The sequence below is a fragment of the Streptomyces scabichelini genome (genome assembly GCF_011045015.1).
Classification (GTDB): domain Bacteria; phylum Actinomycetota; class Actinomycetes; order Streptomycetales; family Streptomycetaceae; genus Streptomyces; species Streptomyces scabichelini.
On the sequence record NZ_JAAKZY010000084.1, the window covers coordinates 22,126 to 41,950 of the forward strand.

Here is a 19,825-nt window from a genome sequence, read left to right on the forward strand (position 1 = left end):
CCTTGGCCGATCCCCCCGGCCGTTCACCCGATGGACCCCGTGCTGAGCACTTTGCCTGATGGGCGACACTGGACGACGGCCCCTTAGCCATGGCCTGATGATGCGCCTAGCATCAGCCTGACCGAAACCAAAGCAATCCGAGGACCCCACGTGCGATTTCGTCTGACCCCCAGGGAGACGAGCTTCTACGACATGTTCGCCGCATCCGCGGACAACATCGTCACGGGCTCCAAGCTCCTGATGGAACTGCTCGGGGCCGACGCCCCCGGCCGGACCGAGATCGCAGAGCGTATGCGGGCCGCGGAACACGCGGGTGACGACGCCACACACGCGATCTTCCACCAGCTGAACTCCTCGTTCATCACGCCGTTCGACCGTGAGGACATCTACAAGCTCGCGTCCTCCCTCGACGACATCATGGACTTCATGGAGGAAGCCGTCGACCTGGTCGTCCTCTACAACGTGGAGGAACTGCCGAAGGGCGTCGAGCAGCAGATCGAGGTCCTGGCGCGGGCGGCCGAGCTGACGGCGGAAGCCATGCCGAACCTTCGCACCATGGACAATCTCACCGAGTACTGGATCGAGGTCAACCGCCTCGAGAACCAGGCCGACCAGATCCACCGCAAGCTGCTCGCGCACCTCTTCAACGGCAAGTACGAGGCGATCGAGGTGCTGAAGCTCAAGCAGATCGTGGATGTGCTGGAGGAGGCGGCGGACGCGTTCGAGCACGTGGCGAACACGGTGGAGACCATCTCCGTCAAGGAGTCCTGACCTCTCCATGGACACCTTCGCTCTGGTCGTGACCATCGGGGTCGCGCTCTTCTTCACGTACACGAACGGCTTCCACGACTCGGCGAACGCGATCGCGACGTCCGTGTCGACGCGCGCCCTGACGCCGAAGGCCGCGCTCGCGATGGCAGCGGTCATGAACCTGGCAGGTGCCTTCCTGGGCAGCGGGGTCGCCAAGACCGTCAGCGAGGGCCTGATCTCCACGCCGGAGGGCTCGAAGGGGATGGGGATTCTCTTCGCGGCGCTGATCGGCGCGATCACGTGGAACCTCATCACCTGGTACTACGGCCTTCCCTCCTCCTCTTCTCACGCCCTCTTCGGCGGCATGGTCGGGGCGGCTCTCGCCGGCGGTACGACCGTGTACTGGTCCGGTGTGCTCGAGAAGATCGTCATCCCGATGTTCATCTCGCCGCTGGTCGGTCTGGGCGTCGGCTACCTGGTGATGACCGCGATCATGTGGATCTTCCGCCGCTCGAACCCCCACAAGGCGAAGCGCGGTTTCCGTATAGCGCAGACGGTGTCGGCGGCCGGGATGGCCCTCGGGCACGGCCTCCAGGACGCCCAGAAGACGATGGGCATCGTGGTGATGGCGCTGGTCATCGCCGATGTCGAGGACTACGGCGACCCGATCCCGGTCTGGGTGAAGATCGCCTGCGCGGTCATGCTGTCGCTGGGCACGTACGCGGGCGGCTGGCGCATCATGCGCACCCTCGGCCGCAAGATCATCGAACTCGATCCGCCTCAGGGCTTCGCCGCGGAGACGACCGGGGCGTCGATCATGTTCGTCACGGCCTTCCTCTTCAAGGCGCCCATCTCCACGACCCACATCATCACGTCGGCGATCATGGGCGTGGGCGCGACGAAGCGGGTGAACGCCGTGCGCTGGGGTGTCGCCAAGAACATCATCCTCGGCTGGTTCATCACGATGCCGGCGGCGGCGGCGGTGGCGGCGGTCAGCTTCTGGGTTGTGAACCTGGCGTTTCTGTAGGGGCGTTTCTGTAGGGGCGTTTCTGTGAGGGCCTTTCTGTAAGGGTTCCTCGCCCCGCCGCCGGGAGCGAGAACAACGACGGGCCCACCCCCGGGAGCCGGGGGCGGGCCCTATCGGCCTCGCGGTGGCACCGCCATGCAGCACCGCGAGGGGTCTTGGCCGGCCGAAGCCGGTCGGATCAGCCGAAGCGACCCGAGATGTAGTCCTCCGTCGCCTGGACCGACGGGTTGGAGAAGATCCGCTCCGTGTCGTCGATCTCGATGAGCTTGCCGGGCTGGCCGACCGCCGAGAGGTTGAAGAAGGCGGTGCGGTCGGAGACACGGGCCGCCTGCTGCATGTTGTGCGTCACGATGACGATCGTGAAGCGCTCCTTCAGCTCACCGATCAGGTCCTCGATCGCGAGCGTCGAGATCGGGTCGAGGGCGGAGCAGGGCTCGTCCATCAGCAGCACCTGCGGCTCGACCGCGATCGCCCGCGCGATGCAGAGGCGCTGCTGCTGACCACCCGACAGGCCCGAACCGGGCTTGTTCAGGCGGTCCTTGACCTCGTTCCAGAGGTTCGCGCCCTTGAGGGACTTCTCGACGACCTCCGCCAGCTCGGCCTTCTTGTAGGAGCCGTTGAGCCTCAGACCGGCCGCCACGTTGTCGAAGATCGACATCGTGGGGAAGGGGTTGGGCCGCTGGAAGACCATGCCGATCGTGCTGCGTACGGCAACGGGGTCGACCCCGGACCCGTACAGGTCCTCGTCGTCGAGCAGCACCTTGCCCTCGACGCGGCCACCAGGGGTGACCTCGTGCATACGGTTCAGGGTGCGCAGGAACGTCGACTTGCCGCAGCCGGACGGGCCGATGAAGGCCGTCACGGAGCGGGGCTCGACGGTCATGGAGATGTCTTCGATCGCCTTGTGGGCGCTGTAGTAGGCGGTCAGACCGCTTACGTCGATTCGCTTGGCCATGGGATCACTGCTTCTTTCGGGAGTTCCAGTCCGGTCGCTGTATGGCCGCGTCAGCGACCAGCCTTCGGGGCCTTCCAGCGGGCGATGCCGCGAGCCGCGAGGTTGAGGATCATCACGATGGCGATCAGCACGAGCGAGGCCGCCCAGGCACGGTCGTACGCCGCGGCCTCGCCCGCGCCGTACTGCTGGTAGATGTAGAGCGGCAGCGCCTGCTGCGCGCCCTCGAACGGGTTCGTGTTGATGAACTTGGCGCCGAACACCAGCAGCAGGATGGGCGCGGTCTCACCGGCGATACGGGCTACCGCCAGCATGATGCCGGTCGTGATGCCGCCGATGGAGGTCGGCACGACCACCTTGATGATGGTGCGCCACTTGGGGACGCCCAGCGCGAGGGAGGCCTCGCGCAGCTCGTTCGGCACGAGCTTGAGCATCTCTTCGGTGGAGCGGACCACGACCGGCATCATCAGGATGGCCAGCGCGAGCGATCCGGCGAAGCCGAAGGGCTGCATCTCGAACATCAGCATGATGCTGAGGATGAACAGACCCGCGACGATCGACGGGATACCCGTCATGACGTCGACGAAGAAGGTGACGGACTTGGCGAGCTTGCCGCGCCCGTACTCGACCAGGTAGATCGCGGTGAGCACACCGATCGGCGCACCGATCAGGGTGGCGAGGCCGACCTGCTGCGCGGTGCCGATGATGGCGTGGTTGATACCGCCGCCCACCTCGGTGTCCGTGACCACACCCATCGAGTGGGTGAGGAAGTAGACGTCGAGGACCTTCACACCGCGCGAGATGGTCGTCCAGACCAGGGAGACCAGCGGGATGACGGCGAGCAGGAAGGCCACCCAGACCAGGGAGGTCGCGACGCGGTCCTTGGCCTGCCGCTTGCCCTCGACCTTCGTGGAGACGACGTACGTACCGAGGACGAAGAGGATCGAGGCGATCAGGCCCCACTGGACCTTGCTGTGCAGGCCGGCCGCCAGGCCGATGCCGACGGCGAGGGCGAGGGAGCCCGCTGCGGTCGCCCATGCGAACCACTTGGGGAGGCTGGCGCCGCGCAGGGTGCTGGGGCGCTTGTCGGTGACGACTGCGTGGCTCATGCGTTGGCCCCCGAGTACTCCTTGCGGCGGGCGATGATCGCGCGGGCCGCACCGTTGACCAGCAGGGTGATGACGAACAGGACCAGACCGGAGGCGATGAGCGCGTCACGGCCGAACTGCGTCGCCTCGCTGAACTTGCTGGCGATATTCTGGGCGAAGGTGCCGCCGCCCGGGTCGAGCAGGCTGGTGTGGATCAGGAAGTCCGACGACAGCACGGTGGCGACGGCCATCGTCTCGCCGAGCGCACGACCGAGGCCGAGCATCGAGGCGGAGATCACGCCGGAGCGGCCGAAGGGCAGGACAGCCATGCGGATGACCTCCCAGCGGGTGGCACCGAGGGCGAGAGCCGCCTCCTCGATCATCTGCGGGGCCTGGCGGAAGACCTCACGGCTCACGTTCGTGACGATCGGCAGGATCATGATCGCGAGCAGGATGCCGACGGTGAGCATCGTGCGGGGGGCGCCGCCCTGCCACTCGAAGATGCCGGTCCAGCCGAGGTATTCGTCCAGCCAGCTGTAGAGGCCGACCAGGTGCGGTACGAGGACGAGGGCGCCCCACAGGCCGTACACGATGGACGGCACCGCGGCGAGCAGGTCGATCACGTACGCGATGGGGCCGCTGAGGCGGCGCGGGGCGTAGTGCGTGAGGAAGAGCGCGATAGCGACCGCGATCGGCACCGCGATGACCATGGCGATGACCGAGGAGACCACCGTGCCGAAGGCCAGGACGGCGATGCCGAAGACCGGCGGGTCGGCGGAGGTGTTCCAGTCGAAGGTGGTGAGGAAGTTGCCCTCGTCCTTGCTGATCGCGAGTGCGGCGCGATAGGTGAGGAAGCCCGCGATGGCGGCCATGATCACCAGCAGGAAGATGCCCGAACCGCGGGTGAGACCGAGGAAGATCCGGTCTCCGGGGCGGGTGGCGCCGCGGGCCGCTCGCTTCTGTTCGGCCGCGGAAGGCTTGGGGGTGGGGGGAGGCGCTGTGTCTTGTGTAGATATACCCATCGGGTTCTCCGGTCTGCGGAGCCACCCCATGCTGAGCGGCTCCTGGCGGCGGTGCACCGGAAAGTGCGGCCCGGCCCGTCACAACGGGGCCGGGCCGCACTCAGGTCAGCTCAGACCCTCGACGGTCGTACGGACCTTGGCGATGATCTCCGGGGGGATCGGCGCGTAGTCGTTCTCGGCGAGGATCTTCTGGCCGTCCTCGCTCGCCATGTAGCGCAGGAACGCCTTGGTGGCGGGCAGGGTGTCGGCCTTGTTGCCCTTGTCGCAGACGATCTCGTACGTGACCAGGACCATCGGGTAGGCACCATCGGCCTTGGTCTCGTAGTTCAGCTTGAGCGCGTAGTCGTTGCCCGTGCCGACGACCTTGGCTTCGGCGATGGCCTTGGTGGCGTTGTCGATGGTGGCCTCGACCGGCGCGGCCGCGCCCGTGTCGAGGTCAACCGTGTTCATGCCCTCCTTGGCGTACGACAGCTCCATGTAGCCGATGGCGCCCTCGGTCTGCTTCACCTGCGCGGAGACACCGGACGACTGCGGAGCGGACTGGCCGCCCTTGGCCTCCCAGGCCTTACCGCCCTCGTACTTGCCCCAGACGTCGGGGGCCGCTGCCTTGAGGTACTTGGTGAAGTTGTCCGTGGTGCCGGACTCGTCCGAGCGGTGGAAGGCCTGGATCTTGGTGGCCGGCAGCTTGGCGTCGGGGTTCAGCTTCGCGATCGCCGGGTCGTTCCACGTGGTGATCTGGCTGTCGAAGATCTTGGCCAGCGTGTCCGCGTCCAGGACCAGGTTGTCGACCCCGGAGAGCTTGTAACCGACGGCGATCGGGCCACCGACCATCGGGAGGTTGATGCCCTGGCCGCCCTCGCACTGCTTCTTGGAGGCGGTCACTTCCTCGGGCTTCAGCGCGGAGTCGGAACCCGCGAAGGCGACCTGACCCTGGGTGAACGCCGTGACGCCGGCACCCGAGCCGCCGGCCTTGTAGTTGATCTCCACGCCGCAGGCGGGCGAGAACTGCTTGATCCAGGCGTCCATCGCGTTCTTCTGCGCGGACGAACCATCGGCGAGCAGCTGCCCCTTGGCGTCATCACACTTGATGTTGCTCTCCGCGGCGGTGCTGTCGCCGCTTCCGGTGTCGCCGCCGGTATCGTCCGAGCCGCACGCCGTCAGGGCCAGGGCGCTGGAGACGGCGACAGCACCGAGGGAAAGGGCGCGAAGCCGGTTCTTGCGCTGAAGCTTCACTTTCGGGAGTTCCTTCCAGGAGCCGCCTCACGGGCGGCGTGCGAAGTCATGGTGCAGCTCCTCGTCCGCAGGAGACTGCCGTCGTACTGCCGATACGTATCGTCATTGCCACCATGTACAGCGACATAACGCACGTACCACCGATATCCAGGGATACGTGAGCGTTCTTCCGTTCGCACCACGCACCGCGTAAGGCTGAAATTAGGCAGAACAGGTGAAGCCGCCGATGGCCGTGAGTGAACGGAAGGTGAACCCCTGCCGTCAGTGCGGTGAGGTCACGGAATGCTCACGGGGAGAACACGTGAGGGTTCCGACACCTCCGCGCCTCGCGGCAACGTCCGGGTAACCCCGGCCGGGTCAAGGGAACCCTCTGCGCCGGCGGCTGGAACCCTCCGCAGCGCGGATGGAACCCTCTACAGGACAGACCCGTCTCGTTCCACGTGAACCAACGGGAGGCGCACATGCGACGGCGTACGTTCGTAGGCGGAGGCACCGCGGCCCTGGCCACCGCGGTCACCGCCGCGTGCAGCGGCGACGGGTCCGAGCCGCGGTCCACCGAGGGGGCGCGCACGTCAAGTACGCCAATCACGACGACGAGCGGGTCGGCCGCGGCCGACCTGTCGGCCCTCGCCAAGGACCTGGACGGCAGCCTCGTCCGTTCGGGCGACGGCGACTGGGCGGCGGCCCGCCAGCTCTACAACACCCGCTTCGACTCGCTGAAGCCCTCGGCCGTCGTATACGTCGCGCACGCCGCCGACATCCGTACGACCCTCACCTACGCCCGAGCCCGCGACGTCAAGATCGCCATCCGCAACGGCGGCCACTCCTACGCCGGCTGGTCCTCGGGCAACGGGCGCCTCATCGTCGACGTATCGAAAATCGCCAAGGTCCGCGCCTCGGGCAGCGAGGCGGTCGTCGGCGCGGGCGCCAAGCTGATCGACGTCTACCGCGCGCTCGCCGCGAAGGGCGTCACGATCCCCGCGGGATCGTGCCCGACGGTCGGCGTCTCGGGCCTCACGCTGGGCGGCGGCCACGGCGTGGTCTCGCGTGCGTACGGCCTGACCTGCGACAGCCTCACACAGGCCACCCTGGTCACCGCCGACGGCAAGCAGCTCACCGCCGACTCCGGCGAGAACAAGGACCTCTTCTGGGCCCTGCGCGGCGCGGGCAACGGCAACTTCGGCGTGGTCACCGAGCTCCGCTTCCGGACCCACCCGGCGCCCCAGGCCGTAACGGCGAACCTGTCCTGGCCCTGGTCCAAGGCCGCCGCCGTCTTCGCGGCCTGGCAGGAATGGGGCCCGGACCAGCCCGACGCAATCTGGTCATCGGCGCACCTCGCGAACGCGACCGGCGGCACCCCCACCATCTCGATCGCCGCCTTCTCCCTCGGCACCTACGGCGAGCTCCAGAACGCGGTGGACCGGCTGGCGGACACGATCGGCGCCCCGGCCCGCAGCGTCTCACTCAAGCGCCGCTCGTACGAGGAGTCGATGGAGGTGTACGCGGGCTGCTCCGCCTTCTCCTCCGACGCCCAGTGCCATCTGCCCGGCACGACTCCCGGCCGCTCCCCCGAGGGCGCGCTGGGCCGCGAGACGTACGCGGGCCGCTCGGACTTCTTCGACCGCTCGATCTCGGCCGCGGGCATCCAGACGCTGCTGCGCCAGATGGAGTCGGTACGGGGCGGCGCGGGCAGCTTCATGCTCACGGCCCTCGGCGGCGAGATCAACCGCGTGGCCCCCACATCGACGGCCTTCGTCCACCGCCGCTCCCGCATGCTGGCCCAGTACATCGCGTCCTGGCGCGCGGGAACCTCCGGCACGACGTCCCAGTCATGGCTCAGCGAAGCCCATACGGCAATGAAACGCCACGCTTCGGGCGCGGCATACCAGAACTACACGGACCCGACACTCAAGGACTGGCGCACGGCGTACTACGGCCCGGCAGCGAACCGCCTGACGAAGCTGAAGAGACGGTACGACCCGGACGGATCGTTCACGTACCCACAGGCGCTGTGACGGTGCTGTACCGCGCCCCTGAGGAGGCCGCAGGCCCCTTAGGGGCGCGGGGAACTGCGCGACCAGCCACAACCGACCCGCAGATTCCGAACCGCACTCCCAGCGGAGCGCTTACGCCGCGAGGTCCCGCTGCTCCGCATCGGCGGCCTCGGCGTCGGCGTCGGCCTCGGCCCGAGTCTCGGGAATCACCTGTTCTCTCCCGTCAGGAGAAGCACTTCGAGCCCGGACCACCCACCCCACACGAGCCGACCGCTCGACAGCCCGCGTCACCGGCGTCAACAGCGCCATGGCGAGCGGCGAGAGCAGCAGTACGACGGCCGTCCCCAGGGCGAACCCGCCGATGACGTCCGTCGGATAGTGCACGCCCATGTACACCCGGCAGAACCCCTCAAGGAGCGCAAGCCCGATCCCCGCGAGCCCGAACTTCCGGTGAGCGACGAACAGCCCGACACCGATCGCCATGGTGAGCGTCGCGTGATCGCTCACGAACGAGTAGTCGTTCTTGCCGCCGATGAGGAGCTCGATCCCCTGGTGATCACGGAAGGGCCGGGGTCGCTCCACAAAGCCCCGTATCGGCACGTTCACCAGCACGGCGACGCCCGCCGCGAGCGGCGCCCACACCAGCGCGGCCAGGGAGGGAGCGGCGTCCTCGCCACCCCGCCGCCGCACGGTCCACCAGCACCACAGCACCAGCAGCACCATGGCGAGCAGGATCCCCCACTCACCCACGAATTCCATGATCTGGTCGAACCAGCGGGGGGCGTCCTTGGCGAGCCCGTTGATGTCGTAGAGCAGGTCGACGTCGGGGTTCGCCCCGGATTCGGCGAGTCCAGCCATGGTGCAGCGGCCCCTTCGTCGTCATCTTCCGGGCACACCTCACCGATGCGCCCCGCCATCAACCCCCGTGGTCGGCTACGTCAAAGGAACGCACGGTCCCCTTCTCTACGTTCCACACTCCACCGAATGATCACGCAGACGTTATCGAAGAGAGACTCGTTCCCGCAGCTCAGGCGGCGACTGTAACAGGCAGTAACGAAAGGATCTGGCCAGTTCACACCGGAGTGGGCAATGCTTTCGCGCCATCTTCGGTGACCCGTGTCGCCCCGAAGTAGTCGGGCGTATCGATCGGATCGAACCGGATCACGGCACCCGGCCGCGGCGCGTCGATCATGTACCCGCCGCCCACATAGATCCCCACATGCCGGATGGCCCGCGAGTTGGTGAGGTCGTCGGAGAAGAACACCAGATCGCCCGGCAGCAACTCGTCCCGTTTGGGGTGCGGCCCGGCGTTGTACTGGTCGTTCGCGACCCGCGGCAACTCGATCCCCACCCTCTCGTACGCCGCCTTCGTCAGCCCCGAGCAGTCGAATCGTCCACCCTGGTCAGCGGTACCGTTCCCACCCCACAGATACGGCGTCCCGAGCTTCGTCTGCGCGTACTCGATCGCCGCGGCCGCCTGCTGAGAGGGCTGCACCCGGCCGACCGGCGCGGCGAAGCTGTCCTGCAGCGTGGTGATCGTCTTCACGTAGTTCTGCGTCTCCTGGTACGGCGGCACGCCCCCGTACTTGATGACGGCATACGCCCCCGCGTTGTACGCGGCGAGCATGTTCTTCGTCGGGTCGCCGGGCGCGTCCTTCACGTACGAGGCGAGCTTGCAGTCGTACGAAGCGGCCGACGGAATCGCGTCATTCGGATCCCATACGTCGCGGTCGCCGTCCCCGTCGCCATCGACTCCGTGCGTGGCCCAGGTCCCCGGGATGAACTGAGCTATGCCCTGAGCGGCGGCCGGACTCTGCGCCTTGGGATTGAACCCGCTCTCCTGGTACAACTGCGCGGCCAGCAGCGCCGGATTGATGGCGCCGCACAGATTGCCCCACTTCTGCACCAGCGTCTGATACGCCGCCGGCACGGCCCCCTTGGCCAGCCCGACGGCGCCCTTCCCCACCCCGTTGGCAAGGTTTCCGGCGGTCATGTAGACCCCGACGACAAGCAGCAGGACGAAGCTGAGCCCCGCGCCCGCGAGGCCGATCCCCACGACCCACGCCTTACGCACCGTCAACCGCCCCTCGCCGCACGGTAGTCCTAGTCCGCCGAGCGTCAGTGTAGAGGGGGGCGGGGGCCGACGGAATGATCAACAGACCACCGGCCGGCACTACGACGCGGCAGTCCTCCCGGCGCGCGGCGAGGTGTAGGAATGGTCCGTCTCACCGAAAACAGCGACCCCACAGAAGCGATACTCGGGACCACCTCCACACCCTCGAGCGCAAGGAAACCAACCGTGGCCGACATCCCCCCGAACCTGGACTGGGTCCGGGCCGCCCCCGAAGACGCGACGGGCCCCGGCCCCTGGATCGAGATCGCCTTCGGCGAGGGAGACGACGGAGAAGCCCCCGTCTACATCCGCGAAACGAACGACCCGGACAACGTCGTCACGACCAACCGCCGCAAGTGGGACGCCTTCGTACTCGGTGTACAGGCAGGCGAGTTCGACCACTTTGTGGAAGGCGTGGAGGGCACGGAGGGCACGGACGGCGCGGAAGACAGCGCATCGTAGGTCGAGAATCCGGAGGACACTCAGGTCGGATCCGCGGACCTGAATCCGGTGGACAGCGTGCAACCGTGACCGGTGTCAGGACTCCGGCGGCGCCTCCGCCCCCGTGTACGCCGCGGTCGTGGCGTCCGCCGCCGCGCGAGCCGTCACCGGGTCCTCGCCGGAGGCGACGTTCGCCCCGTACCAGGCTTCGCTGCTGAGGGAGACGAAGCGCTTGCCCTCGTCGGACATGATCCAGGCCTCCGCCGCCTCGTGATCCACGGCCCGACCGGAGGACAGATGCAGATACAGGCCCATGACCATCAGGTCCCAGCCGACGCCGACCGCACCGGGCCCGTACTCCGGCCACTTCGTGTCGTCGTCGACATGCGCGATGTGGTCGACCTCGAAGCGCGTCTTCCCGTCCGCCTCCGGCGTGAGCCGCAGCTCGATCCAGCTGACGCTCTGTTCCCACTCCCACGTGGCGGCGAAGCCCTTGGGCGGGTCGCAGCGCTCGATCGTGCCGTGCGCGTTGCCGTGCAGCTGGTACTGGCCGCCCAGGGTCAGGTCGCCGGAGACGGGCATGAGCCAGCGCGGGATGCGCTCGGCGTTGGTACACGCGTCCCAGACGTCCTCGATGTCGGAGTCGTACGTCTGACTGATGGTCACGACGCGCGCCTCGCCGGCCTTGAACGTGCGCTTGCCGACCTGGCGCCGTACGGCATTGATCTGCTGGGTGACGTCGATCATGGCTTGCTCCTTGGAGGAGGTACTTGGTCTCCCACGTCCCCGTCCCGGTCGGCTTCGCGAAGGCGGCGCTCGCGCTTGCCCCGGGCGAGTTCGGTGGTCAGGGCCTCGAGAGGCGGGGTCCAGAACCGCCGGAAACGGTCCAGCCACGCGTCGATGTCGCGGAGCGGGTCCGAGTTCACCGCGTAGAGGCGGCGGGTGCCCTCCGGCCGTACGGTGGCGAACCCGTTCTCCCGCAGCACCTTGAGGTGTTGCGAGACGCCGGGCTGCGATATCCCGAACTCCGCCCGGATGACCTCGCTGACCTCCCCGGAACTCATCTCCCCGTCGGCGAGGAGCTCGAGAATCCGGCGGCGCACGGGGTCTCCGAGCACATCGAACGCGTGCATACGAGCAATGTATCATCGCTCACTTATATAAGCGCCAGCTGACTTGGAGAGCTGGGATCTCGCTCCCGAGCGAACGGGAAACATTGACGTCCCCGCCGGCCCGGCCCCAGGCTCGGCGCATGACCATGACCATGCACCCGTACAAGCGATACGTGGCCATCGGCGACAGCCAGACCGAGGGCATCGGCGACGGCGACGAGGTGCACGGCTACCGGGGCTGGGCGGACCGGCTCGCGGAGATCCTGGCGGAAGGGCAACCGGACCTCACGTACGCCAATCTCGCCGTACGCGGGAAGGTGACCGCGCAGATCAGGGCCGAGCAGCTCGAACCGGCCCTCGCGCTGAAGCCGGACCTCGTGACCGTCATGGCGGGCATGAACGACCTGATGCGCCCCGGCTTGGACACCGAGCAGGTCATGGGGGACATCGAGGAGATGTTCGCGCGGCTCACCGAGTCGGGTGCCCGGGTGGCCACCTCGACGTTCCCCAACCTGGGGAAGATCTCACCGCTCGCACGCCGCGCGCTGCCGCGTGTCATCGATCTCAACGCCCGCCTGCGCGCCGCCGCGGAACGTCATGGCGTCGCCGTCATGGACGTGTTCGCGCATCCCGTCACGACCGACCCGCGGCTGTGGAGCCAGGACCGCATCCACGCCGGACCGCTCGGCCACGCCCGGATCGCCTCGGGCATGGCCCACACCCTCGGCCTGCCGGGCCACGAGGACTGGTCCGCCCCGCTGCCTCCGCTCGCCCCTGTCCCCTACCTGCGCACCTTGAGCACCGATGTGGTCTGGGCCGCGGGATTCCTGGGCCCCTGGGTCTGGCGGCGGCTCCGGGGCCGTTCCTCGGGAGACGGGCGTACGGCCAAACGCCCCGAGCTGGCCCCGTGGAAGGCCGGGACGGAGTCCCGCCCCTGACACCCCGACAGCTCCCCCGCCTCCACCCCGAGATAGCCTTCGCGAAGGCGGAACGGGTGGCGTCTACTTACCAGCAGACGGAACGACCCGGAGCGCATCGGCCCGACGCACCGGCGCACATGGGACGCGGGCGGGCCCATGGAACGGGCGGAGTAGTCGGCCGTCGCGTAGAAGGGGTCAACGACGGAACCACACGACAGGTTCCGGTACACCTTCATTGCCCGGCGTGACCTGCCGTGATACACAGAGTGACCGTACGTCTACTTGCATACCGTCCCACCGCCCACAGGGGTTCCCGAGGGCCGGCGGCAAGCCGTGCGTACAAAACCCGCCAACCAATGGCGCCAAGTCGACATACGACAGCGTCTTTGTCGGCGACAATGAGGCCTGACCTCTGCGCAGAGTGGCAGGGGATGCGGAACTACCCACTAGGGGCGGTGACTTACATGTTCCTTGCAGCCGAAAAGGGCGACATCAACACCATTATCGGCGGGATTGCCCCGGACTGGGGCCCCTTCGGCAGCCTGGGCACCGAGGCAAGGGTGATGATCGAGGTCGTGATGGCGGTCGCCATCCTGCTCTGCCTCGGCATCGCGATCTGGGGCGCGGCGAAGCAGCGTATCGGCGCGACCGCCCTGCGCGACACCTTCAGTGCCGAACAAGGCAAAGGTCTCATCGTCGCGGGCCTCACCGGAGTCTTCATCATCGGCTCACTCGGCACGCTCTTCACCATCGTGTACGGCATGGCCGTGTAGCCCGCCGGTCCGGCGCCCCCCTCAGACCCGGCCGGGTGCGCCCGGTTCCCTCTACTCACCCGTCCGTCGTGCCCACCGGCTGAGGTTGCGTTTCCCTGATGTCGAGTCACCACACCGCGCCCGCGCGGGAACCAGCGCGGCTACCGTCGTACTACGCGGTTCAGCACGAGGTTGAGGGGACGTACGCGACATGAGTCTCGGTGACGAGCACGGTTCGCGCGGCGACGACGGCGGATACGGGGGCTCCGGCCAGACCCGTACGCGGCTCCCCGACGGCACCGGCGACGTCTACGGCGGCGCGCGCCGCACCGGCCGCTCCTCCTCCCGCAGCCTCGTCACGGTGGTGGGGGTGGTGGTGCTCCTGATCGCGGCCATCGCCTTCGCGAACCGTGGTGGCGGTGATTCCGAATCGGAGGGCGGGGGCAGCGAGAGAACCGAGGCGGCGCCTACGGCTGCCTCCGGCGCGCGGCCGGTGCAGTCGGAGGCCGGGGGGATTCCCTCGGGATTCGCGCATGACCGGCAGGGGGTGGAGTCGGCGGCGGCGAACTACTCCGTGGCGCTGGTCTCGTCCGACATCCTCAAGCCCGCCCGGCGGAGCGAAATCGTCCGCCAGGTCTTCGTCGCCGACAAGGTGTCCGAGCTGGAGGACAAGCTCGACAAGACGTACGACAAAGCCTTCCTCGACAAGGTCGGCCTGGACAAGGACGGAAACGCGCCGAAGGGAAGCACCTACGTCTCCCGCACGATGCCGGTCGGCACCAAGGTCACGAGCTATTCGGACAGCGCGGCCACCGTCCAGGTCTGGTGCGCCGGCGTGTTCGGGATGGCGGCCGACAACTCGACCAGCCCGGTCACCAGCGACTGGTTCACCATGACCCTCCAGATGCGCTGGGCCGACGGTGACTGGAAGGTCGACACCTTCACGCAGAAGGAAGGTCCCGCGCCGGTCAACGGCGACAACACGGTCTCGACGTCCGAAGAGATCTCGAAGGCCGTCGAGGAGTACGGAGGGTTCACGTATGCCCGGTAGCCCACATCGTGTGCTCAAGGTCACGGCAGCCCTCACAGCCGTACAGACCGCCGTCGTCCTGCTGGCCACGCGGGCCGCCGCGGCCCCCACGCCCACGCCGACGCCGTCCGACGACAACTGCGGCCTCCTCTCGGGCCAGGCCAAGAGAATCTGCGAGAGCGACTCCGGCGAAGGGGACAGCCCCGGCGGCACCGCCCCCTCCGTCACCGACACCCTCGACCCCCTCTCCTCCCTGGCCAAGGGCTGCGCCGACGCCGCCTCCTGGACCGTCGACAAGCTCAGCGAAGCAGTCAAAGAGACGGCGAACGTCGACTTCACGAACGCCAAGTTCCTCCAGCAGTACGCCGTGGTCTTCGCGGCGTCGACGATCCTCACCCTCCTCCTCTGGCTGCTGGCGGTCGCCAAGCGGGCCGTACGAGGCGTCCCCCTCACCACGGCCATCTCCGAGGCGATCGGCTTCCTCTGGCTCACGGTCCTCGCGTCAGCGTTCACACCCCTGATCCTCTACACCGTCGTCTCGGCGACCGACGGCGTCTCAGAAGTCCTGGCCCAGGCGACCGGCAACCAGACGGATACCTTCTTCGGCAACTTCTCCGGCGCCCTGGAGAAGGGCGAGGACATCGGCGGCGGACCGATCATGCTGATCGTCGTCTCCCTCGTGTCCATCCTCGCCGCGGGCGTCCTGTGGCTGGAACTGGTCATCCGCGCCGCCCTCCTCTACGTCGGCGCGCTGCTCGGAACAGTCGTGTACGCGGGCCTCGTCGACAAGAACCTGTGGGGCCACGTCCGCCGCTGGGCGGGCATCATGATCGCGGTGATCCTGGTCAAACCGGTGATCGTGATAGTGCTCGGCCTTGCGGGCGCGCTGTCCGCCGAGGACGGTCCGGACGCCTTCTCCGCCGTCGTCTCCGGCCTCTCCATCATCCTGCTGGCCATCTTCGCGAGCGCGATGATCTACCGCTTCGTACCGGGCTTCGGCGACGAGATCGCAAACTCCCGCAACAACCGCATCATGCAGGGCGCCGAGGGCAAGGCCGCGGCCGTCATCAGCTCCCCCGCCAGCCTCGTCGCCCAGGGCATCAAGACGCACAGCACCCGGGCCGACAGCAACGGCGGCGGCAACAGCGGCGGCGGCTCCCGGCCCGCCAACCCCGCCTCCGGCGGCGTGGCCGCCCACAGCACGCGCCCGTCCTCCAACGGAGGTGGCGGAGGCGGATCCGTCCCGGCCGCACCCCCACCGCGCAACAGCCCGGTCAACACCCCCCACGCCGGCAACACCCGCAACAGCAGCAGTACCAACCGCCCGGGAGGTGAAGGGCGTTGACGACCGACTCCCATGCGGCCCACGTGTCCCATCCGGTCACGCCCCGCCGTACATATCTGATCGGCCGCGCCCGGCCGAACGCGATCGTCGGCAAGAACCGCGAATCCGGCGAGATCGCGCTGATCATCGTGGGCGCGTTCCTCGGCATGATGTGCGGCCTGCTCGTCCCCGTGCTGTCCCTGCGCATCGTCCTGCTGGTGGGCTTCCCCATGCTGGCGCTCGCCGCGGTCTACGTCCCGTACAAGCGGCGCACCTTCTACAAGTGGTACGAGATCAACCGCAGTTACAAGCGCACGCTCCGTCAGGGGACCACGTACCGCAGCAACGCCATGGAGGCCGGGACACACATCGACGGGCGGGAGATCGAGGTCGGACCGCCGCCCGGCATCGGACGCATCAACTGGCTGGCCGCGCCCTTCGGACCCGACGAGATCGCCGTCCTCCTGCACGCCGACCGGCGCACGGTCACGGCCGCGATCGAGATCGAGGGCCCGGGCGTCGGCCTGCGCGACTCCGAGGACCAGGAAGCCCTCGTCGACCGCTTCGGCACGCTCCTCAAGCACGTGGCGAACGGCGACGGCTTCGTCACCCGCCTCCAGATGCTCGCCCGTACCCTCCCCGCCGACCCGGACGCCCACGCCAAGGACGTCGTCGTACGAGGCGACGAGCGCGCCCCCGGCTGGCTGCAGAAGTCGTACGACCAGCTCCAGTCCATGGTGTCCACCAGCAGCGAACAGCACCGCGCGTACCTGGTGGCCTGCATGCACTACTCGCGCGAGCTTGCCGCCGAGGGACACGCGATGGCCCGCGCCGCCCGGCCCCAGGGCGGCAAGAAGCTGGACAAGGACGCGGGACTCGCCGTCGTCATGGCGCGTGAGCTGACGGACATCTGCTCACGGCTCCAGGAAGCCGACATCCGCGTACGCCAGCCACTCGGACAGGGCCGCCTGGCCTCCCTCGTCCATTCCATGTACGACCCGGACCACCCCATCGACCACATCCAGGCGATGACGAAACGGAACGCCTGGCCGGCGGAGCTGGACGCCATGGAGCCGACGTACCTCCAGGCGAAGACCCGCGAGTCCTCCACCCGAGCGCCCTGGTGCCACGCCACGGCCTGGGTGAAGGAATGGCCGATGACCCCGGTCGGCGTCAACTTCCTCGCCCCGCTCCTCGTCCACACCCCCGACGTCATCCGAACCGTGGCCGTCACGATGGACCTCGAACCCACCGAGATCGCCATCGAGCGGATGCTGACCGAGAAGACGAACGACGAGGCGGAGGCCAGCCGCCAGGCCAAGATGAACCGGACCGTCGACCCGCGCGACATCGCCTCACACACCCGCCTCGACCAGCGCGGCGAGGATCTCGCGAGCGGCGCGGCCGGCGTCAACCTCGTCGGCTACATCACCGTCTCGTCCCGCTCCCCCGAGGCACTCGCCCGCGACAAGCGGACGATCCGCGCCTCGGCCGGCAAGTCGTATCTGAAACTCGAGTGGTGCGACCGCGAGCACCACCGCGCCTTCGTCAACACACTCCCGTTCGCGACCGGCATCCGGAGGTAGGACTCTATGCGGGATCCGCTGTCCATCCTCACGGAAGCCTTCACGTCGTTCCTGTTCGGGAAGGTCGAGACGACCCGGCTGCCCGTGCGCACGTCGACGGGACAGGCCCAGGCGGTCTATCTCCCGACCGCCGCACCCGGCCTCGGCGACTCCGGCGTCATCATCGGCCGCGAGGTGTACTCCGGGAAGGGCTACATCTACGACCCCTTCCAGTTGTACGGGCAGCAGTTGCCGGCCCCGCACTGGCTGGTACTCGGCGAGTCGGGAAACGGCAAGTCGGCCTTGGAGAAGACGTACGTGCTCCGGCAACTGCGCTTCCGCGACCGGCAGGTCGTCGTGCTCGACGCGCAGGGCGAGGACGGGGTCGGCGAATGGAACCTCATCGCCCAGGAGCTGGGCATAACTCCCGTCCGGCTCGACCCGACGGCGGCCCTGGACATGGGGATCCGCCTGAACCCGCTCGACCCGGCGATCACGACGACGGGTCAGCTGGCCCTTCTCCGGACGATCATCGAGGTCGCGATGGGCCACGGCCTCGACGAGCGCTCGGGCTTCGCGCTGAAGGTCGCGCACGCGTACGTGACCGAGACGATCGTCGACCGCCAGCCCGTCCTGACCGACATCGTGGAGCAACTGCGCCACCCCGAGCCGGAGTCGGCGGAGGCGATGAACGTCGCCATAGACGACGTACGGGCCTGGGGCCTGGACGTGGCGCTGGTCCTGGACCGCCTGGTGGACGGTGACCTCAGGGGCATGTTCGACGGCCCGACGACGGTCGGCATCGATCTCGACGCCCCGCTGATCGTCTTCGACCTGTCCCACATCGACCGCAACTCCATCGCCATGCCGATCCTGATGGCCATCGTCGGCGTGTGGCTGGAGCACACGTGGATCCGCCCCGACCGGAAGAAGCGCATCTTCCTCGTCGAGGAGGCCTGGCACATCATCAACAGCCCCTTCGTGGCCCAGCTCTTCCAGCGCCTGCTGAAGTTCGGCCGACGACTGGGCCTGTCGTTCGTGGCGGTCGTCCACCACTTGTCGGACGTGGTCGACGGGGCGGCGGCGAAGGAGGCCGCGGCAATCCTGAAGATGGCCTCGACCCGAACGATCTACGCCCAGAAGGCGGACGAGGCGAGAGCGACGGGACGTGTGCTCGGCCTGCCCAGATGGGCGGTGGAGATCATTCCGTCGCTGTCCCCCGGTATCGCGGTGTGGGACGTCAACGGCAACGTCCAGGTCGTCAAACACCTGGTCACCGAGACGGAACGCCCCCTCGTCTTCACCGACCGCGCCATGACCGAGTCGTCCACACCCGACCTGTCGGACGACGCGCTGCGGGCCGCGGAGCTGGAGGCGGAGGAGCGCGCGGCGGCGTTCATGGAGCAACACCTGAGCGATCTCGACGACTCGTCCGAGTCCACGGTGGCGTGAGAGCGGTGGGGTGAAAGCGGTGGGGGCGAGATGAGACCGGAAGAGCGGCGCCGGGACCGCGGACGGGACGAAGGGGGCATCCCCGACGGCCTGTTGATCGGGGTCCTCGCCTTTCTGCTGGGCATGACCCTGCTGGTGTGGTCGGCGACAGGCCTCGCAGGCCTCTTCGACCACGGCTCCTGGCCCACCAAGGTCACCTTCGGCCGTACGCCCCTTGCAATGCGCCACCTGATCCAGCACCCGCACGACGTCGCGGGCGCCTGGCCGGAAACCCCGGAGAGCCAGCTCTCGGGGTACGGCCTGTTCTGGGGCCTGTTCATCGGCCAGCTGATGGTGTTGCTGGTACTGACGGTATTCGTCATGGGCACGGTCGCCAGATGGCGAGCGGGAAGGACCCACCGAAAGGCAACGGCATTCGGGACGGAGGTTCTGCCGGGGGGTGCGGCTGCTTCGCGAGGCCGACCTGGGACGAACTCGGGCCTGACGCCAGAGGCTGACACGGGCACGGACATCGGCTCCGGCTCCGGCGCCGGAATCGGCTCGGGCTTCCCGCCCGGGGGCGCGGCCGACTCACGGGGCGGGCTTGGAGGTGCGAACGGCTCAGGGGGTCCGACCGCCGGGGTCGGTCCGAGCTTCCCACCGGGAGGCGCGGCCGGCTCGGGAAACCCGGCCGGGACCGGTACGGGGCTTCCGCACGCGACCGGCTCGGAGGTTGCGCCTGGCGTCGGCTCCGGCCCAGGATTCCCACCGGGAGGCACGACCGGCTCGGGAAACCCGGCCGGGACTGGCACGGGGCTTCCGCACGCGACCGGCTCGGAGGTTGCGCCTGGCGTCGGCTCCAGCCCAGGTCTCCCGCATGGAGGCACGGCCGACTCAGGCCTCCGGCCCACGGCCAACTCCGGCTCTGGCACCGCCTCCGGCTCCGGCCTGCCGCCCGCGACTGACTCCGACCCCAACCTCCACCGTATGGCCACCTCGCACCCGGCCAATCCGTCGGCGGCTTCTCCATACGCAGCCGGTCCACACACGGCTCCCCACACCCCGCCCCCT

General features: G+C 68.3%; 18 protein-coding genes and 1 pseudogene. 11 read left to right on the forward strand and 8 right to left on the reverse strand.

The window, feature by feature from the left end:
- Positions 1-150: 150 nt before the first annotated feature.
- Both G5C60_RS25210 and G5C60_RS25215 read left to right on the forward strand, forming a co-directional pair.
- A complete protein-coding gene (locus G5C60_RS25210; RefSeq protein WP_165263139.1) occupies positions 151-771 on the forward strand; it encodes a DUF47 family protein in 621 nt (206 codons plus the stop codon).
- Between the two features lie 7 nt (positions 772-778).
- Positions 779-1,777: an inorganic phosphate transporter gene (locus G5C60_RS25215; protein WP_165263141.1), complete on the forward strand. Its 999-nt coding sequence runs from the start codon at positions 779-781 to the stop codon at positions 1,775-1,777.
- 178 nt (positions 1,778-1,955) lie between these two features.
- Here G5C60_RS25215 and pstB read toward each other — a convergent pair whose 3' ends face one another.
- From pstB to pstS, 4 genes are all read right to left on the reverse strand, one after another.
- Positions 1,956-2,732, reverse strand: coding sequence for a phosphate ABC transporter ATP-binding protein PstB (pstB, locus tag G5C60_RS25220; RefSeq protein ID WP_165263143.1), 777 nt, complete (start codon positions 2,730-2,732; stop codon positions 1,956-1,958).
- Between the two features lie 50 nt (positions 2,733-2,782).
- On the reverse strand, positions 2,783-3,838 hold the full coding sequence (gene pstA, locus G5C60_RS25225) for a phosphate ABC transporter permease PstA (RefSeq protein WP_165263145.1): 1,056 nt from the start codon (positions 3,836-3,838) through the stop codon (positions 2,783-2,785).
- Positions 3,835-4,839: a phosphate ABC transporter permease subunit PstC gene (gene pstC, locus G5C60_RS25230; RefSeq protein ID WP_165263147.1), complete on the reverse strand. Its 1,005-nt coding sequence runs from the start codon at positions 4,837-4,839 to the stop codon at positions 3,835-3,837. Before pstC ends, pstA begins: the two co-directional genes overlap by 4 nt.
- Before the next feature lie 105 nt (positions 4,840-4,944).
- Complete coding sequence (pstS, locus tag G5C60_RS25235) at positions 4,945-6,072, reverse strand: phosphate ABC transporter substrate-binding protein PstS (RefSeq protein WP_165263149.1); 1,128 nt, start codon at positions 6,070-6,072, stop codon at positions 4,945-4,947.
- A 461-nt stretch (positions 6,073-6,533) separates the two neighbouring features.
- Between pstS and G5C60_RS25240 the strand changes: the two genes are divergently transcribed.
- Positions 6,534-8,087 (forward strand): FAD-binding oxidoreductase, encoded by a 1,554-nt coding sequence (locus G5C60_RS25240; protein WP_165263151.1) that lies wholly within the window; start codon positions 6,534-6,536, stop codon positions 8,085-8,087.
- A gap of 111 nt (positions 8,088-8,198) precedes the next feature.
- On the opposite strand, the gene G5C60_RS25245 is transcribed toward G5C60_RS25240, so the two are convergent.
- Together G5C60_RS25245 and G5C60_RS25250 are read right to left on the reverse strand one after the other, a co-directional pair.
- A complete protein-coding gene (locus tag G5C60_RS25245; RefSeq protein WP_165263153.1) occupies positions 8,199-8,924 on the reverse strand; it encodes a phosphatase PAP2 family protein in 726 nt (241 codons plus the stop codon).
- Positions 8,925-9,138: 214 nt separating this feature from the next.
- Positions 9,139-10,140 carry an NlpC/P60 family protein gene (locus G5C60_RS25250; protein WP_165263156.1) on the reverse strand — a complete coding sequence of 334 codons (1,002 nt, stop codon included), beginning with the start codon at positions 10,138-10,140 and terminating at the stop codon, positions 9,139-9,141.
- 225 nt (positions 10,141-10,365) lie between these two features.
- Between G5C60_RS25250 and G5C60_RS25255 the strand changes: the two genes are divergently transcribed.
- Positions 10,366-10,641: a DUF397 domain-containing protein gene (locus G5C60_RS25255; protein ID WP_165263158.1), complete on the forward strand. Its 276-nt coding sequence runs from the start codon at positions 10,366-10,368 to the stop codon at positions 10,639-10,641.
- A 75-nt stretch (positions 10,642-10,716) separates the two neighbouring features.
- Here the strand turns inward: G5C60_RS25255 and G5C60_RS25260 are convergent, their stop codons facing one another.
- Together G5C60_RS25260 and G5C60_RS25265 are read right to left on the reverse strand one after the other, a co-directional pair.
- Positions 10,717-11,367, reverse strand: coding sequence for an SRPBCC family protein (locus tag G5C60_RS25260; protein WP_165263160.1), 651 nt, complete (start codon positions 11,365-11,367; stop codon positions 10,717-10,719).
- Entirely contained in the window at positions 11,364-11,753 is a 390-nt protein-coding gene (locus tag G5C60_RS25265) for an ArsR/SmtB family transcription factor (RefSeq protein ID WP_165263162.1), read from the reverse strand. Before G5C60_RS25265 ends, G5C60_RS25260 begins: the two co-directional genes overlap by 4 nt.
- A gap of 125 nt (positions 11,754-11,878) precedes the next feature.
- Between G5C60_RS25265 and G5C60_RS25270 the strand changes: the two genes are divergently transcribed.
- From G5C60_RS25270 to G5C60_RS52280, 7 genes and pseudogenes are all read left to right on the forward strand, one after another.
- Complete coding sequence (locus tag G5C60_RS25270; protein WP_165263174.1) at positions 11,879-12,670, forward strand: SGNH/GDSL hydrolase family protein; 792 nt, start codon at positions 11,879-11,881, stop codon at positions 12,668-12,670.
- A gap of 446 nt (positions 12,671-13,116) precedes the next feature.
- Positions 13,117-13,425: a hypothetical protein gene (locus G5C60_RS25275; protein WP_165263176.1), complete on the forward strand. Its 309-nt coding sequence runs from the start codon at positions 13,117-13,119 to the stop codon at positions 13,423-13,425.
- A 190-nt stretch (positions 13,426-13,615) separates the two neighbouring features.
- On the forward strand, positions 13,616-14,455 hold the full coding sequence (locus tag G5C60_RS25280) for a DUF8175 domain-containg protein (protein WP_165263164.1): 840 nt from the start codon (positions 13,616-13,618) through the stop codon (positions 14,453-14,455).
- Positions 14,445-15,779 carry a hypothetical protein gene (locus G5C60_RS25285; RefSeq protein WP_165263166.1) on the forward strand — a complete coding sequence of 445 codons (1,335 nt, stop codon included), beginning with the start codon at positions 14,445-14,447 and terminating at the stop codon, positions 15,777-15,779. Before G5C60_RS25280 ends, G5C60_RS25285 begins: the two co-directional genes overlap by 11 nt.
- Before the next feature lie 23 nt (positions 15,780-15,802).
- Positions 15,803-17,344: an SCO6880 family protein gene (locus G5C60_RS25290; protein ID WP_420907407.1), complete on the forward strand. Its 1,542-nt coding sequence runs from the start codon at positions 15,803-15,805 to the stop codon at positions 17,342-17,344.
- 6 nt (positions 17,345-17,350) lie between these two features.
- On the forward strand, positions 17,351-18,775 hold the full coding sequence (locus G5C60_RS25295; protein WP_165263170.1) for an ATP-binding protein: 1,425 nt from the start codon (positions 17,351-17,353) through the stop codon (positions 18,773-18,775).
- A gap of 30 nt (positions 18,776-18,805) precedes the next feature.
- A pseudogene (locus G5C60_RS52280) lies at positions 18,806-19,825 on the forward strand (hypothetical protein); the annotation flags it as partial.

Coding starts and splice junctions, on each gene's coding strand:
- pstC (WP_165263147.1), bottom strand. CDS start 4,839: ATGGGTATATCTACACAAGACACAGCGCCTCCCCCCACCCCCAAGCCT.
- G5C60_RS25270 (WP_165263174.1), top strand. CDS start 11,879: ATGACCATGCACCCGTACAAGCGATACGTGGCCATCGGCGACAGCCAG.
- G5C60_RS25285 (WP_165263166.1), top strand. CDS start 14,445: ATGCCCGGTAGCCCACATCGTGTGCTCAAGGTCACGGCAGCCCTCACA.
- G5C60_RS25215 (WP_165263141.1), top strand. CDS start 779: ATGGACACCTTCGCTCTGGTCGTGACCATCGGGGTCGCGCTCTTCTTC.
- G5C60_RS25280 (WP_165263164.1), top strand. CDS start 13,616: ATGAGTCTCGGTGACGAGCACGGTTCGCGCGGCGACGACGGCGGATAC.
- G5C60_RS25275 (WP_165263176.1), top strand. CDS start 13,117: ATGTTCCTTGCAGCCGAAAAGGGCGACATCAACACCATTATCGGCGGG.
- G5C60_RS25260 (WP_165263160.1), bottom strand. CDS start 11,367: ATGATCGACGTCACCCAGCAGATCAATGCCGTACGGCGCCAGGTCGGC.
- pstA (WP_165263145.1), bottom strand. CDS start 3,838: ATGAGCCACGCAGTCGTCACCGACAAGCGCCCCAGCACCCTGCGCGGC.
- G5C60_RS25240 (WP_165263151.1), top strand. CDS start 6,534: ATGCGACGGCGTACGTTCGTAGGCGGAGGCACCGCGGCCCTGGCCACC.
- pstB (WP_165263143.1), bottom strand. CDS start 2,732: ATGGCCAAGCGAATCGACGTAAGCGGTCTGACCGCCTACTACAGCGCC.
- G5C60_RS25295 (WP_165263170.1), top strand. CDS start 17,351: ATGCGGGATCCGCTGTCCATCCTCACGGAAGCCTTCACGTCGTTCCTG.
- G5C60_RS25265 (WP_165263162.1), bottom strand. CDS start 11,753: ATGCACGCGTTCGATGTGCTCGGAGACCCCGTGCGCCGCCGGATTCTC.
- G5C60_RS25245 (WP_165263153.1), bottom strand. CDS start 8,924: ATGGCTGGACTCGCCGAATCCGGGGCGAACCCCGACGTCGACCTGCTC.